The sequence below is a fragment of the Pseudonocardia alaniniphila genome (genome assembly GCF_022524485.1).
In the GTDB taxonomy this organism is placed as follows: Bacteria; Actinomycetota; Actinomycetes; order Mycobacteriales; family Pseudonocardiaceae; genus Pseudonocardia; species Pseudonocardia alaniniphila.
On sequence record NZ_JAKXMK010000020.1, the window covers coordinates 79,326 to 93,641 of the forward strand.

Below are 14,316 nucleotides of genomic sequence, written 5' to 3' on the forward strand. Positions count from 1 at the left end.
CTCACGGGTGCTACTCCACGCGGCGACGGCGCTGGCGGTGCCAGGTGCGGATCAGTGCGACCCCGACCCGGACCGCGAACGGCAACGGCGGGACCACCTCGACCGGTGCGTCGTAACGATCGTCGGGATCGGTGGCGGGACTCGGTGGTGCGGGTGCCGTGACGCCGAACCGGGCGAGCCCTGCCTTGAAGACCTCGGGATCACCACCCCGGTCCGGATGGTGCTCGCGGACGAACGCGCGGAACTCCGACCTCTGCTGCTCGTTCACGGTGCCACGGGCTCCGTCTCGCCCGGGAGCACCGCGTCGCCCACGGTGATGTCGACCGGTGCGCCGCCGCACATCGTCGAGACCTTCTGCCGCAGTTCGCGCACGACCTGCGGGATCGGCCGGTCGAGGCGGAGCACGACACCCAGCTCGACGGGCTCCTCACCCATGCCGATGCGCACCCCCGTGAGCTTGCGTCCCGGCAGGTAGGTGGCGACGTCACCGAACACCCCACCGTGCAGCCGCACGACCGACGGGTGCGAGGTCACGACCGTGGCCACCTGCTCGGCCAGCGACGAGGCCTCGGTTGTGGTCGGGACTGTCACGAGCACCTCTCCTGCGGGGCGGGGCGGGTCACTCCACGCGTGCGGTCTGCACGGTCGGGATCTCCTCGTCGCCGTCGATGTCGGGCAGGTGGATGTCGTTGACGGCGATGTTGACCTCGATCACCTCGAGCCCGGTCATGCGCTCGACCGCAGTGATCACGTTACGGCGCACCGCGCGGGCCAGCTCGACGATCGACGCGCCGTATTCGACCACGATGTCCAGGTCGACCGCTGCCTGCTTCTCGCCCACCTCGACCTGTACACCGGCGATGTTGGCGGCGCCGCCGGCTCCGCCTCCGGGGATCCGCTCACGGATCGCGCCGAACGCCCGGGACACACCACCGCCCATCGCGTGGACGCCGGAGATCTCGCGCGCGGCGATGCCCGCGATCTTCTGGACCACGGAGGCGGCGATGGTGGTGCGGCCCTGCGACGACTCGTCTGCCAGCCGGGCAGGCGAGGAGACGGTGGCGCCCGGGGTGGTCTTGGTGGCGGTGGTGGGGGTGGGGGTGGATGTGCTTTCGGTCATGGTCCCTCCGTGCTCGACTGTGCGGAGTGTTCGCCCGTCAGATGTCTGTACCCGCGAACACCTCACGGGAAGTCACCCGATCGGGGCAGCACGGCGATACTTCAGGAGGAGAGTGCCGGCCTCGTGCAGCGCCCCGACCAGCTCCAAGGCCCGCGGTTCGGTCCCGGGCGGCCCTGAGGCGATCCGCCCGGCGGTGCCGCCTGCGAGCAGCGGGCCGACGGTGAGGCAGAGCTCGTCGACGGCGTCGGCGGCGATGAGGCTGCCGAACAGCATCGGGCCGCCCTCGCAGAGCACCCGGTGCAGGCCGCGGCGGGCCAGCTCGGCCAGCACGAGGTCGGGGGTGAGCCGCTCCAGCACGACGACGTCGCCACCTGCCGCCACCAGCGCATCGCGGCGCTGCGCCGGGGCCGCGGCGAGGGTGAGGATGATCGGGGGCACGACGGTCTCGGTGAAGAGCCTGCTCGCGGGGTCCAGGTCGGCCGATCCCGTCACAACGGCGATGGGCGGCGGGGTGTCCCTCCCCATGGTCGGCTTCCGGGCGCCGCCGTAGTTCTCCGAACGCACGGTTCCGGCGCCGGCCAGCACGACGTCGGCGAGCCGGCGCAGGACTCCGAAGACCTGGCGGTCGGCGGCCGAGGCCAGACCCCCCGACCGGCCCTCCACGGAGACGGCTCCGTCGGCGCTGGTCACGAAGTTCACGCGCACGTAGGGAGCAGTGAGCCCGTCGGGATAGGCGTAGTGGGCCGCGAGGGCGCGGTCGTCCAGCGCGGTGTCGTCAGGCGGAGCGGGTGAGGCGGCGTCGAGCGTGCCGGGGGAGGGCGGCAGGAGGCGGTGCACGCCGTCATCCCAGCACGGGACGCGACCCGGGGCAGCCCGACCCGCCCCACCCGGCGGGGCGGGATCACGAGGCAGTCACAGATCACCCGCGCCGGATTTGCCAAGGCGAGCCTCACCTATGGTGATGCGGCATCGAACCGGTGCATGATCGGAACGCGGAGGACCATCTTGGGCGAGCACAGCGTGCTGACCCCTCCCGCGCCGTCCCCTGCACCCGGCGCGCTGCGGCGTCGCCGGCTGTCGGGGCTCGCGCTGCTGGTCGTCGTGCTCGTGGCCGGCTGCCTCGCCAGCATCGCCATCGGCACGAAAGCCATCCCGCTGGACGCCGTCTGGCACGCGCTCGTCTCGCCCACCGGCACCGAGGACGACATCGTGGTGCGGTCGCTGCGGATCCCGCGCACCATCCTGGGCGTGCTGGCGGGCGCCGCTCTCGGGCTGGCAGGCGCGCTGATCCAGGGCCACACCCGCAACCCGCTCGCCGACCCCGGCCTGCTCGGCATCAACAACGGGGCCGCACTGTTCGTCGTCACGGGGATCTACGCCTTCGGCGTCACCGGCCTGCTCGGCTACGTGTGGTTCGCCTTCGCGGGGGCGCTCGTCGCCAGCGTCGCGGTGTTCATTCTCGGGTCGGTGGGCCGGGGCGGCCCCACCCCGGTCACGCTGGCGCTCGCCGGGGCCGCGGTGTCCGCGTTGCTGGCCGCGCTCACCTCCTCGGTCATCCTGATCGACGTCCAGGCGCTTGACGCCTACCGGTTCTGGGCCGTGGGCTCGATCGCAGGCCGTGACGCCGCGGTTGCGGGCCAGGTGCAGTGGTTCCTGCTCGCCGGGCTGGTGATCGGGTTGGCAAGCGCGCCCGCGCTCAACGCGCTCGCTCTCGGCGACGACGTCGCCCGCTCGCTCGGCCACTCCGTGCTCCGCACACGAATTCTCGGAATCGTCGCGATCACCCTGCTGGCGGGCTCGGCCACCGCGGCCTGCGGGCCTATCGCGTTCGTCGGGCTCGTGGTGCCGCACGTCGTCCGCATGGTCACCGGCCCCGACTACCGCTGGCTGCTTCCGGCGTCGGCGCTCGCGGGCGCCGCGCTGCTGCTCGTGGCGGACGTCATCGGGCGGGTGGTCGTGCGGCCGGGCGAGCTGCAGGTCGGGATCGTGCTGGCGCTCGTGGGCGGGCCGTTCTTCGTGTGGCTGGTACGGCGGCGGAAGATGGTGGCCATCTGATGGCCGTACTGGACAAGCCATCGCCGTCCCGGACCGCCCGGGAGCGAGTCCCCGGTCGCCCCGCGATGCGGCTCGGACCCTTCTCGGTGGTCTGGAGGCCGCGCACGGTGCTCGTGCTCGGCATCGGGCTCGTGGTGCTGCTGCTCGGCATGGCGCTCAACATCGGCCGCGGCGACTTCCCGATCAGCGTCGGCGAGGTGCTCTCGGTGCTGTTCGGAGGCGGCGACCAGGGCCAGCGGTTCATCGTCATGGACCTGCGGCTGCCCCGCTCGCTCACCGGCCTGCTGGTCGGTGCCGCGCTCGCCGTGGCGGGCGCCATCACGCAGTCGATCGCGCGCAACCCCTTGGCCAGCCCGGACATGATCGGCTTCACGGCAGGGGCGAACGCCGCCGCGGTGGGCGTGATCGTGCTCGGTGGCTCCGGCTGGTTACTCGGCGCCGTGGGCCTGCCCGTGGCCGCCCTCGTCGGCGGGCTGTTCAGCGCCTTCGCGATCTACGGGCTGGCGTGGCGGCGGGGAGTGCAGGGGTTCCGGCTGGTGCTGGTGGGCATCGGCATCGACGTGACCCTGACCGCCCTCGTCCACTGGCTGACCATCGTTGCGAATGTCACCGAGGCCGCTCGCGCCTACGTGTGGCTCAACGGCAGCCTCAACGGCCGCGGGTGGGAGCACGTCGTGCCGGTGGCGATCGCGCTGGCCGTCCTGGTGCCGGCCGCACTGGTGCTCGCCCACGTGCTCGGCGGCCTCCAGTTCGGCGACGACACGGCCCGCGGGTTGGGCATCCCGGTCGACCGCGCCCGCACGGCGCTGCTCGTCGTCGCGGTCGGGCTCGCGTCGGTGGCCACCGCCTCGGCAGGCCCGATCGCGTTCGTGGCGCTGGTGGCCCCGCAGATCTCGCAACGCCTCGTCGGGTCGGCCCGCCCGCCCATCGGGGTGTCCCTCGTCGTGGGGGCCACTCTCACCGTGCTCGCCGACCTGATCGCCCGCACAGCCTTCGGCGCCACCGAGCTGCCGGTCGGCATCGTCACCGCCGTGCTCGGAGCGCCCTACCTGCTGTTCCTGATCGCCCGTTACGGCCGGGAGGCCCGCGCATGACCCAGGTGCACGTCTCATCGGAGGCCGGGATGCAGGTGGACCCCACCGTCCGGCTGCGAGCGGAGCAGGTCCGGCTGGGCTACGGCGACCGCACGATCGTCGACGGGCTGGACCTCGACGTCGTGGCGGGCACGATCACAGCGGTGATCGGGCCCAACGGCTGTGGGAAGTCCACGCTGCTGCGGGCGCTCGGGCGGCTGCTCAAGCCGACCGCGGGGCAGGTCGTGCTCGACGGCAAGCGCATCGACCGGGTCCCCACCCGCGAGGTCGCGAAGGTTCTCGGGCTGCTGCCGCAGGCCCCGAGCGCACCCGAGGGACTCACGGTGGCCGACCTCGTCGCCCGGGGCAGGCACCCCCATCAAGCCTGGTACCGGCAGTGGTCGGCCGACGACGAGGACGCCGTCGCCCAGGCCCTGGACTGGACGGGCATCGCCGACCTCGCGGAGCGGCCCGTCGACCAGCTCTCCGGCGGCCAGCGGCAGCGCGCGTGGATCTCGATGGCGCTCGCGCAGGGCACCGACCTGCTGCTTCTCGACGAGCCCACCACGTTCCTCGACCTCGCCCACCAGGTGGACGTGCTCGAGCTCGTGCGGCGCCTGCACTCCGAGGCGGGCCGCACGGTTGTCATGGTGCTGCACGACCTCAACCTCGCGGCGCGCTACGCCGACCGGCTCGTCGCCATGCGGGAAGGACGCATCGTGGCCGCCGGGAAGCCCGCCGAGGTGATCACCGAAGAGTCGCTCGAGGAGGTCTTCGGTCTCGCGGCGAGGGTGATTCCGGACCCGGTTGCCGGCACCCCGCTGGTCGTTCCGATCGGCGGTTACCTGCGGTCGTGATGATGTCCCCCGATCGGGCGTGCCACCATGTGCGCCCGAGCGCCGGAGGACGACCGAGAGGTGGGGGCTGTGGATCCTGCAGTGTTCGACCACGAGGGACCGTGGACCGAGGACGTGTTCCTGGACCTTCCGCACGACGGCCATGTCGAGGTGGTGGACGGAACCCTGTTCATCGGGCCGACCGCCACCGAGCAGCGCGCCGACGTGGTGGGCCGGGTGCGGGAGGCCGTCGAGTCGGCGTTGCCCGACGGGTTGCGGGTGCGGGAGGCGGTGCCGCTGCGCCTCGGCCCGGACTGCGTGCTGGTGCCCGATCTGGTGGTCACCACCGCCGCTACGGAGAGTAAGGGCAAAGGCGACGACGAGGTACTCGAGGCCGCGGCGGCGCTGATGGTGATCGAGGTGGTGGGACGGGACCACGGCATCGCCGACCGCTCGTTCAAGCCGCAGCTCTACGCCCGCAGCCGTATCCCGTACTCGCTCCTGATCGACCACGACGGCCCCACAGCGGTGGCCGACATGATCATCGGCGGTCGCTACCACGAGTACGCGCGGGCCGGGGCGGGGGAGCAGCTGCGCATCGAGGAGCCGTTCGTCCTCGAGCTGGACCTGGTGGCCGTGGCCGGGCCGGACGAGGAGCCGGAGGCTCGCGCCGGCGCGTAGGCCACCACGGTGGCGGTGGCCGCTCGCGACAGCAAGGGCGGCACGATCCGCCACGTCGGTGGGCTGGTCAACCCCGCAGGGCCTGCACATCGCCTCGTTCGAGAAGCCCACGCCGGAGGAGCTCGGGCATGACGTCCTCTGGCGGATCCGGTCACCGCGCTGCTCGTCGAGACCCTCGCCGAGATGGACCCGCCGTTCCCGCAGCCGAGGCTCGACATCGACGCCGAGCGGGCCCGCATCGCAGCGAGCAAGGTCTCCTGACCATCGGCGCCGGGGTCAGCCGGCCAGCGGACGCAGGGCCCAGAACGCCAGCGCGGCGGCGAGTGCCGCCATCGGGAGCGTGAGCACCCAGGCGATGGCGATGTTGCCGGCCACACCCCAGCGCACCGCGGAGAGCCGCTTCGTGGCACCCACCCCGAGGATCGACGCCGTGATCGTCTGCGTGGTCGAGATCGGTGCGGCGAACACGAAGGCGGTGGTGTAGAGGATGGACGACGCCGTGGCCTCGGCCGCGAAACCTCGCGGAGGGTCGAGCGCGATGATCCGCCTGCCGAGCGTCCGCATGATCCGCCAGCCGCCCGCGTACGTGCCGGCCGACAGGGCGCCCGCCGAGACCAGGACGACCCACCACGGGATCTCGAAGCCCTGGTGGTAGCCCCCCACCACCAGGGCGAGCACGATCACGCCCATCGTCTTCTGGGCGTCCTGCAGGCCGTGGCCCAGCGCCATCGCGGCGGCCGACACCGTCTGCGCATGCCGGAAGCCGCGCTGCAGCGGCTCGGGCCTGCCCCTGCGGAAGATCCAGAGGATCGCCAGCATCACCGCGGCGGCGAGGGCGCAACCCACCACCGGCGAGAGCACCATCGGGATGACGACCTTCTCGAGCACACCGTCCCAGTGCACGCCCCCCGACGACGCCAGCGCCGCCCCCACGAGACCGCCGATCAGCGCGTGCGAGGACGAGGACGGCAGCCCCAGCCGCCATGTGATGAGGTTCCAGACGATGGCCCCGATCAGCGCGGCCAGCACCACCAGCAGCCCGGCGGGCCCTTCCGGTGGCTCGATGATGCCGCTCCCCACCGTCGTGGCCACCTCGGTGCCGAGGAACGCCCCGAACAGGTTCATCAAGGCGGCCATGACGAGCGCGGTGCGCGGGGTGAGCGCCCGGGTCGCCACGGAGGTGGCGATCGCGTTGGCGGCGTCGTGGAAGCCGTTGGTGTAGTCGAAGGCGAGCGCCACGACGATCACCACGACGATCGTGGCGAGCTCCACCTCAGGACTCCTTGACCACGATGCTCTCGACGGTGTTCGCCACCGTCTCGAACGCGTCGGCGGCCTCCTCGAGCACTTCGACGACCTCCTTGGTCTTGAGGATCGTCAGCAGGCCGGCAGGCGGTACGTCGTCGGGCGGTGAGAGGAGCTCGGCGATCAGCGCCCGGTAGACCGCGTCGCCCTCGTCCTCGAGGGCGTTCACGTGCACCCAGTACTCGCGGAGCTGCGACATGCTCGCGAGGTGTGGCATCGCCTCGGCGGTGGCGGCCGCGGCCCGGCGGAGGACCTCGACCTGACGGGCGACGCCGCCGGGGAGGGCGCCGAGCCGGTACAGCACGATCCGGTCGGCGGCCTCCTCGATGGCGTCGAGCACGTCGTCGAGGGACGAGGTGAGCCGGTAGATGTCCTCGCGATCGAACGGCGTGACGAACGTGGAGTTGAGCTTGACCAGGATCTCGTGGGTCAGCTCGTCACCCGCGTTCTCGGCGTCCTTCACCCGTTTCGCCAGCTCGGGCCGATCGGGGGGATCGGCGGCGACGAGCGCCGCGAGGTCGTCCGCGGCACGGACGATGTTCTCCGCGGCTCGGGTGAACAGCGGGTAGAAGCCGCGTTCATGCGGCGTCAACCGGAAGGCCATTCGGGGGTTTTACCGTAGTCCGTTCGTACCGACCGGTTCAGCCCACGAGGGCGCGTCCGATGATCTCCTTCATGATCTCGTTGGTGCCGCCGTAGATCGCCTGCACGCGCGAGTCGACGAAGGCCTTGGCGATCGGGTACTCGAGCATGTAGCCGTAGCCGCCGTGCAACTGCACGCAGCGGTCCACCACGCGCCTCTGCACGTCGCTCGCCCACCACTTGGCCTTCGCCGCGTCCTGCACCGTCAGGCGCCCGGCCACGTGCTCGGTGATGCAGCGGTCGACGAAGACCTGCGCGACGGTCACCTCCGTGTCCATCTCGGCCAGCTCGAAGCGGGTGTTCTGGAAGTTCGCGACCGGCCGGCCGAAGGCGGTGCGCTCCTTGGTGTAGTCCAGCGTCAGCTCCAGGGCGCGCGCCGCGCCCGCGACGCTGCCCACGGCGATCGAGAGCCGCTCCTGCGCCAGGTTCTGCATGAGAGACACGAATCCGCTACCCGGTGCGCCCAGGACGTTCGCCGCGGGCACCCGGACGTCGGTGAACGACAGCTCCGCGGTGTCCTGTGCCTTCAGCCCGACCTTCTCCAGCCGCCTGCCGCGCTCGAAGCCGCGCATCCCCCGCTCCACCACGAGCAGGCTGAACCCGCGGCTCCCGGCGTCCGGGTCGGTGCGCGCGACGACGATCACCAGGTCGGAGAGGATGCCGTTGGTGATGAAGGTCTTCGAGCCGTTGAGCACCCAGTCGTCGCCCTCGCGGCGGGCGTGGGCCTGGATGCCCTGGAGGTCGGATCCCGCTCCCGGTTCGGTCATCGCGATCGCGGTGATGATCTCGCCGGAGCAGAACCCGGGCAGCCAGCGCCTCTTCTGGTCCTCGTCGGCCAGCCGCAGCAGGTACGGCGCGACGACGTCGTTCTGCAGCGGGAAGCCGATACCGGTCGCACCCGCCCTGGTGAGCTCCTCGAGCAGCACGGCGTTGTACCGGAAGTCGGGCACCCCGCCGCCGCCGTACTCCTCGGGCACGTCCGTGCCGAGAAGACCGGCGCGGCCCGCGGCCAGCCACACATCCCGGCTGACCTGACCGTCCCGCTCCCACTGGTCGTGGAACGGCGTGATCTCCTTCGCGATGAAGGTGCGCGCCAGGGAGCGGAAGGCATCGTGTTCGGCGTCGAAGATGTCGCGCTGCATGGCCGGAGTGTCACACGATCGTCTCGACCCCGGTGTTAGTGCGCGCTGCTTCGCGGGAACCCCGGGGGGCGAGCCCTGGGGAGGGCACGGTCCACATCAGACCATGACGCCGGGGCAGAGGCCACTGTGGATTGGACGAACCGGACAACTTGTGTGCGGCTGGGCAACTCCTGTGACGAAAGCCCTATCTGAGCGGTTGGGCAGCATCCGTTCGCCGACTAGCGTCCCCGTCATGACCGTGGCCGGATCATCCGCCCCACCTGCGGTGTCACCCGAGGCGCACGCCGCTGCGGTGAACGACCTCATCGGCAAGTACCGGGCGCTGCCTCCGGGTGCACGCGTGCGGCTCGGGAAGAAGTCGTCGAACCTGTTCCGGTTCGGCGCGGGAGCAGCGGCCGACACCACCCGGCTCGACACCTCCGCGCTGACCGGCGTGCTCGGCGTCGACGCGGAGTCCCGCACCGCCGAGGTGCAGGGCATGACGACCTACGAGGACCTCGTCTCCGCCACGCTGGCGCGCGGGATGATGCCGCTGGTCGTGCCGCAGTTGAAGACGATCACGCTGGGTGGCGCGGTCACGGGGCTGGGCATCGAGTCCACATCGTTCCACCATGGTCTTCCGCACGAGTCCGTGCTCGAAATGGACATACTCACTCCCGGTGGCGAGATCGTCACGGCCACGCCGAACGGTGAGCACGCCGACCTCTTCCAGGGCTTTCCCAACTCCTACGGCACGCTCGGCTACGCGTTGCGACTGAAGATCGAACTGCAGCCGGTTGCCCCGTACGTGCGGCTGGAGCACCGGCGGGTGGCATCGTCCGATCTGGCCTCGGTGATCACCGAACTGTGTGATCCCGACGCCGCGGGCGGTCCCGACTTCGTCGACGGCACCGTGTTCACGCCGGGCGAGCAGTACCTCACCGTCGGTAGGTTCATCGACGACCCGGGGCCGGGGCCGAGTGACTACACAGGACAGCAGATCTTCTACCGGTCGATCCGCGAGCGCACTGTCGACCATCTGACTGCACACGACTACATCTGGCGCTGGGACACCGACTGGTTCTGGTGCTCGCGGGCCTTCGGCGTGCAGCACCCGCTGGTGCGCCGGGTGTGGCCGCGGCGCTACCGCCGCTCGGACGTCTACCGCAAGATCGTGGCGTTCGATCGGCGCATCGGGTTCAGCAGCCGGGCCCACCGGCTCACCCGCACGCCGCAGGAAGAGCCGGTCATCCAGGACGTCGAGATCCCGGTGGAGCGGCTCGCGGAGTTCCTCGACGCGTTCCACACCGACGTCGGGATCACGCCGGTGTGGCTCTGCCCGCTACGGCTGCGCGGGAAGCAGCGTTGGCCGCTGTATCCCATGGAGCCCGGCGAGCTCTATGTCAACGTCGGATTCTGGTCCACCGTCCCGGAGGTACCCGGGCGGCCGGACGCTCACAACCGGCGTGTGGAGGAACTCGTCGCCGACCTCGGCGGACACAAGTCGCTGTACTCCACAGTGCACTACGACGAGGGTGAGTTCTGGAAGCACTACAACGGGCCCGCCTACCGTGCGCTCAAGCGGCGCTACGACCCGCACGGCCGGCTGCCCGACCTTTATTCCAAGGTCACCGGTTCAGGGAGGGCATGATGCAGGTCGCTCAACTCATCTCGGACGTCCTCGGCCAGGACGTGCCGATTCGGGTCGTGGCGTACGACGGCAGTAAGGCCGGACCGGACAGCTCCGACGTCGCCCTGCGCATCCTCACGCCGCGGGCGCTCGCCCGGCTCGTCACGGCACCGGGGACGCTCGGGCTCGCCAGGGCCTACGTCACGGGTGAGATCGAGGTCGACGGCGACGTCTACGAAGTGCTCGACGCGATGGCCGACCTCACGTTGCACGACCTGACGCGCGCCGATCAGGTGCGCCTGGCCCGGCGTCTGCTGCCGCTCTGGCTCAGGCACCGCCAGCCGCCGCCCCCTCTCGAGTACCGGCCGCCGGGTCGGCTGCACTCCAGGGCGCGGGACCGGAAGGCGATCTCGCACCACTACGACGTCTCCAACCGGTTCTACGAGTGGGTGCTCGGCCCGTCGATGGCCTACACCTGCGCGGTCTTCCCCACGGCGTCAGCCACCCTGGAGGAGGCGCAGGCCGCCAAGCACGAGCTGGTGTCGCAGAAGCTCGGTCTGCAGCCCGGCATGCGGCTGCTGGACGTGGGCTGCGGGTGGGGCGGGATGGTCATGCACGCCGCCGCCGAGCACGGCGTCAAGGCGCTGGGTGTGACGCTCTCCCGCAACCAGGCCGAGTGGGCCCAGGCCGAGATCGTCCGGCGCGGCCTCGGCGATCTCGCCGAGGTGCGCCACCTCGACTACCGCGACGCGCCGGAGTCCGAGTTCGACGCGATCAGCTCGATCGGGCTCACCGAGCACATCGGCAAGGACCAGCTGCCGAACTACTTCCGGTCCCTGTACGAGCGGCTCCGCCCGGGCGGGCGGCTGCTCAACCACTGCATCACCCAGCCGCGCACCCCGCTGACCCGCAGGCTCGACCCGTTCATCGCCCGCTACGTCTTCCCGGACGGGCAGCTGGAGCCGGTCGGACACCTCATCTCCGTGATGAACGACTCGGGCTTCGAGGTCCGGCACGAGGAGAACCTGCGCGAGCACTACGCCCTCACGCTCGCCGGTTGGTGCGCCAACCTCGAAGCGCACTGGGACGAGGCGGTGGCCGAGGTCGGCGTCGGGCGGGCCCGGGTGTGGCGGCTCTACATGGCCGCGTCCCGCCTCGGGTTCGAGCGCGACAACATCCAGCTGCACCAGGTTCTCGGGGTGAAACTGCTCGATCAGGGACGCTCCGGCTTCCCGCTCCGGGGCTGGTAGCAGCTCCAGCCGTTCGTGTGCGGGCATGCGTGCTGCAGCACCCATGCCCTTACACGATCGTGCAGGTCGGAGACAATGAGCAGCGTGCCGGACCGTCTCTCACCGCTCGACGCGTCGTTCCTCTTCGCGGAGCATCGCACCGCTGCGATGCACGTCGGCGCCGTGATGACGTTCGAACCGCCGGAGCACGGGCGGTTCGACGCCGATGCGTTCACCGAGCTCATCGGCAGCAGGCTCGCGCTCGTCCCGCGTTATCGCCAGAAGGTGCGGGACGTGCCGGGCCGGCTCGGGCTGCCCGTGTGGGTGGACGACCCGGATTTCGACCTCGGCTTCCACGTGCGACGGTCGGCGCTGCCCGCCCCGGGCACCGAGGACGTCCTGCGCGATCTCGTCGGCAGGCTGCTGGCGCGCCAGCTCGACCGCTCCCGTCCGCTCTGGGAGGTCTACCTCGTGGAGGGGCTGGCCGACGGGCGGTTCGCCGTGGTCACCAAGACCCACCACGCCATGGTCGACGGGTTGGCGTCGATGGACATCGGGGCAGCGCTGCTAGATCTCACCCCGCAGCCCCGCGAGAGCCCGCCCGACGACTGGTGCCCCGCGCCCGAGCCGTCGGCGCTGGAGCTCGCGGCGATGGCCGCGGCACACTCGCTGCGCCGCCCGCGCGCCGCGCTCGACGTCGCCGGGCGGGCGGTGGCCGACGTGCGGGAGGCCGCCTCGGCGGTCGGGCGCACGGTGGAGGCCGTGGTCGCCGCCGGGCGCAGCGCGGCGGCGACGCGCCCGGTGCAGCCCCTCAACGGCGCCACCGGTGAGCAACGCCGCTACGGCATGGAACGCACCACGCTGGCCGACCATCGGGCCGTCCGCAAGGCGTTCGGCGGCACCGTCAACGATGTGGTGCTCGCGGTGGTCGCGGGCGGGCTGCGCCGCTGGTTGATCAGCCGCGGGGAGCCGCTGACCGCCGACACCAGCGTCCGCGCGATGGTGCCCGTGAGCGTCCGGGCCCGTAGCCGCAGCGAAGGCTCGGGCAACAGCATCTCCGCCTATCTCGTGGACCTGCCGGTCGCCGAGCCCTACCCGCTGGCTCGCCTCATGGCCGTGCGGGACGCCATGGAGATCCACAAGCGCAGCGGCCAGGCCGTCGGTGCGTCGGCGCTGGTCGGGCTCGTGGGCCTCGCCCCGCCGATCCTGCACAGCCTCGGCGCGCGGCTGGCCAGCCAGTTCTCCAGCCGCCTCTACAACGTGCTGGTCACCAACGTCCCCGGCCCGCCGCGCCCGCTGTACGCGATGGGCGCGCGGATGCTCGACATGTACCCGGTGGTGCCGCTCGCCGGCGGCCAGGCCGTCGCGATCGGGGTCACCTCCTACGACGGCGGCGTCCACTACGGACTCACCGCCGACCGTGACGCGATGCCCGACGTCGACGTGCTGGCCGCCGCGATGGGCGACTCGCTGGCCGAGCTGGCGGATCTGGCCTGACGCGGCCTCCGCGAGCTGGGCGCGCGGGCCGCAGGTTCCTCGTGGGTGAATTGCCCCGTTCCGTCATGACGGTCCGGCCTGCCGAGGTCACAAGATCGCAAATGGAGTAGCCCGGTGCTCCGCTCGGCGGAGCAACGCGTCATCCTTTCGTGGTGCAGATCGAGGTGCGGCCGCTCCTCCAAGCCGAACTGGACGATGCGGACGGCATCCTGCGCGACGCGTTCGGCACCCTCCTCGGCATCGACATGAACGACGACACCGAGGTGTTCCGCACGCGTTTCCGCGCTCCGCACACCGTCGCGCTCGCAGGCCTGGTCGACGGCGGGCTGGTCGGCTCCACGCTGGTGACACTGTGGGGCAGCGTGGGTTTCCTCGGTCCCTTGTCGGTGGCCCCGCGCATGTGGAACAGCGGTGTGGGCACGCGGCTCGTCGCGGCGGCCACGGAGTTGCTCGACGCGCGGGGCGTCACTCACCAGGGTCTGTTCACGTTCCCGCAGAGCCCGATGCACCACTGGCTCTATCACAAGTTCGGGTTCTGGCCGCGGTACCTCACGGTGATCATGTCGCGCCGGGTGGGCGGGGACGAGCCCGTGCTGGGCTGGCGCATGTCGGCTGCGGCGCCCGCGAGCCGTCAGGCACTGCTGAACGCCTGCGCCGCGGTGACCGACTCGATCCACCCGGGGCTCGACGTCCGCGGCGAGATCACGGCCGTGCTCGACCAGGGTCTCGGCGAGGTCGTGCTCGTCGGCGCGCCCGATGCGCCGAGCGGGTTCGCCGTCTGTCATTCCGGGGCGGGCACGGAGGCGGGCAGTGGCACGGTCTACGTGAAGTTCGCCGCCGTACGCCCCGGCCCGCACACCGCGGACGTGTTCGCCGCTCTGCTCGGCGCCTGCCAGGGCTTCGCCGCGGGTGCCGGTGCCCGCCGGCTCACCGTGGGGGTGAACACCGCTCGCCACGAGGCGCACCGGCATCTCCTCGGCGCCGGATTCCGCGTCGACACGGCGGGCGTCTCCATGCACCGGCCCAACGAGCCCGCCTACGACCGCGCGGACCTCTACGTTCTCGACGACTGGCGCTGACCGCCTGCGCGCCGACGCTCTCGTCCGATCGGTCCGGGTGGACGCGCC

15 protein-coding genes are annotated in these 14,316 nt (G+C 71.5%); 8 read left to right on the plus strand and 7 right to left on the minus strand.

Annotation, left to right across the window (positions count from 1 at the left end; genetic code table 11):
- Positions 1 to 10: 10 nt before the first annotated feature.
- The 4 genes from MMF94_RS22990 to MMF94_RS23005 all read right to left on the minus strand — a co-directional run bounded on the left by MMF94_RS22990 (position 11) and on the right by MMF94_RS23005 (position 1,957).
- On the minus strand, positions 11 to 268 hold the full coding sequence (locus MMF94_RS22990) for a hypothetical protein (protein ID WP_241039219.1): 258 nt from the start codon (positions 266 to 268) through the stop codon (positions 11 to 13).
- Complete coding sequence (locus MMF94_RS22995; protein WP_241039220.1) at positions 265 to 591, minus strand: hypothetical protein; 327 nt, start codon at positions 589 to 591, stop codon at positions 265 to 267. The genes MMF94_RS22990 and MMF94_RS22995 overlap by 4 nt, the downstream gene beginning before the upstream one ends.
- 28 nt (positions 592 to 619) lie before the next feature.
- Positions 620 to 1,120 (minus strand): Asp23/Gls24 family envelope stress response protein, encoded by a 501-nt coding sequence (locus tag MMF94_RS23000; RefSeq protein WP_241039221.1) that lies wholly within the window; start codon positions 1,118 to 1,120, stop codon positions 620 to 622.
- A gap of 72 nt (positions 1,121 to 1,192) precedes the next feature.
- Positions 1,193 to 1,957 (minus strand): pyrimidine reductase family protein, encoded by a 765-nt coding sequence (locus MMF94_RS23005; RefSeq protein ID WP_241039222.1) that lies wholly within the window; start codon positions 1,955 to 1,957, stop codon positions 1,193 to 1,195.
- 168 nt (positions 1,958 to 2,125) lie between these two features.
- Between MMF94_RS23005 and MMF94_RS23010 the strand changes: the two genes are divergently transcribed.
- The 4 genes from MMF94_RS23010 to MMF94_RS23025 all read left to right on the plus strand — a co-directional run bounded on the left by MMF94_RS23010 (position 2,126) and on the right by MMF94_RS23025 (position 5,765).
- The gene (locus tag MMF94_RS23010; RefSeq protein WP_241039223.1) at positions 2,126 to 3,175 is read left to right on the plus strand and encodes a FecCD family ABC transporter permease; all 1,050 of its coding nucleotides are present in this window, start codon (positions 2,126 to 2,128) and stop codon (positions 3,173 to 3,175) included.
- Positions 3,175 to 4,269, plus strand: a complete 1,095-nt coding sequence (locus MMF94_RS23015) for a FecCD family ABC transporter permease (protein ID WP_241039224.1) — start codon at positions 3,175 to 3,177, stop codon at positions 4,267 to 4,269. Before MMF94_RS23010 ends, MMF94_RS23015 begins: the two co-directional genes overlap by 1 nt.
- Positions 4,266 to 5,105, plus strand: a complete 840-nt coding sequence (locus tag MMF94_RS23020; protein ID WP_241039225.1) for an ABC transporter ATP-binding protein — start codon at positions 4,266 to 4,268, stop codon at positions 5,103 to 5,105. Before MMF94_RS23015 ends, MMF94_RS23020 begins: the two co-directional genes overlap by 4 nt.
- A 69-nt stretch (positions 5,106 to 5,174) precedes the next feature.
- A complete protein-coding gene (locus MMF94_RS23025; RefSeq protein WP_241039226.1) occupies positions 5,175 to 5,765 on the plus strand; it encodes a Uma2 family endonuclease in 591 nt (196 codons plus the stop codon).
- Positions 5,766 to 6,041: 276 nt separating this feature from the next.
- Here the strand turns inward: MMF94_RS23025 and MMF94_RS23030 are convergent, their stop codons facing one another.
- The 3 genes from MMF94_RS23030 to MMF94_RS23040 are packed head-to-tail and all read right to left on the minus strand — an operon-like array spanning position 6,042 to position 8,854.
- Entirely contained in the window at positions 6,042 to 7,037 is a 996-nt protein-coding gene (locus MMF94_RS23030; protein WP_241039227.1) for an inorganic phosphate transporter, read from the minus strand.
- 1 nt (position 7,038) lies between these two features.
- Positions 7,039 to 7,674: a DUF47 domain-containing protein gene (locus tag MMF94_RS23035; RefSeq protein WP_241039228.1), complete on the minus strand. Its 636-nt coding sequence runs from the start codon at positions 7,672 to 7,674 to the stop codon at positions 7,039 to 7,041.
- Between the two features lie 37 nt (positions 7,675 to 7,711).
- Positions 7,712 to 8,854 carry an acyl-CoA dehydrogenase family protein gene (locus MMF94_RS23040; RefSeq protein ID WP_241039229.1) on the minus strand — a complete coding sequence of 381 codons (1,143 nt, stop codon included), beginning with the start codon at positions 8,852 to 8,854 and terminating at the stop codon, positions 7,712 to 7,714.
- A gap of 232 nt (positions 8,855 to 9,086) precedes the next feature.
- On the opposite strand from MMF94_RS23040, the gene MMF94_RS23045 reads away from it, so the two are divergent.
- The 4 genes from MMF94_RS23045 (at position 9,087) to MMF94_RS23060 (ending at position 14,268) form a co-directional block, all read left to right on the plus strand.
- Positions 9,087 to 10,484 (plus strand): FAD-binding oxidoreductase, encoded by a 1,398-nt coding sequence (locus tag MMF94_RS23045; protein WP_241039230.1) that lies wholly within the window; start codon positions 9,087 to 9,089, stop codon positions 10,482 to 10,484.
- A complete protein-coding gene (locus tag MMF94_RS23050; RefSeq protein WP_241039373.1) occupies positions 10,484 to 11,713 on the plus strand; it encodes an SAM-dependent methyltransferase in 1,230 nt (409 codons plus the stop codon). Before MMF94_RS23045 ends, MMF94_RS23050 begins: the two co-directional genes overlap by 1 nt.
- Before the next feature lie 75 nt (positions 11,714 to 11,788).
- Positions 11,789 to 13,189 carry a WS/DGAT/MGAT family O-acyltransferase gene (locus tag MMF94_RS23055; RefSeq protein ID WP_338104325.1) on the plus strand — a complete coding sequence of 467 codons (1,401 nt, stop codon included), beginning with the start codon at positions 11,789 to 11,791 and terminating at the stop codon, positions 13,187 to 13,189.
- Between the two features lie 152 nt (positions 13,190 to 13,341).
- Positions 13,342 to 14,268, plus strand: a complete 927-nt coding sequence (locus tag MMF94_RS23060) for a GNAT family N-acetyltransferase (protein WP_241039231.1) — start codon at positions 13,342 to 13,344, stop codon at positions 14,266 to 14,268.
- Positions 14,269 to 14,316 lie beyond the last annotated feature (48 nt).

Bases quoted from the DNA above. Each gene is read 5' to 3' on its own strand.
- MMF94_RS23055 (WP_338104325.1), top strand. From the start codon at position 11,789: ATGAGCAGCGTGCCGGACCGTCTCTCACCGCTCGACGCGTCGTTCCTC.
- MMF94_RS23020 (WP_241039225.1), top strand. From the start codon at position 4,266: ATGACCCAGGTGCACGTCTCATCGGAGGCCGGGATGCAGGTGGACCCC.
- MMF94_RS23015 (WP_241039224.1), top strand. From the start codon at position 3,175: ATGGCCGTACTGGACAAGCCATCGCCGTCCCGGACCGCCCGGGAGCGA.
- MMF94_RS23045 (WP_241039230.1), top strand. From the start codon at position 9,087: ATGACCGTGGCCGGATCATCCGCCCCACCTGCGGTGTCACCCGAGGCG.
- MMF94_RS23040 (WP_241039229.1), bottom strand. From the start codon at position 8,854: ATGCAGCGCGACATCTTCGACGCCGAACACGATGCCTTCCGCTCCCTG.
- MMF94_RS23035 (WP_241039228.1), bottom strand. From the start codon at position 7,674: ATGGCCTTCCGGTTGACGCCGCATGAACGCGGCTTCTACCCGCTGTTC.
- MMF94_RS23000 (WP_241039221.1), bottom strand. From the start codon at position 1,120: ATGACCGAAAGCACATCCACCCCCACCCCCACCACCGCCACCAAGACC.
- MMF94_RS23050 (WP_241039373.1), top strand. From the start codon at position 10,484: ATGCAGGTCGCTCAACTCATCTCGGACGTCCTCGGCCAGGACGTGCCG.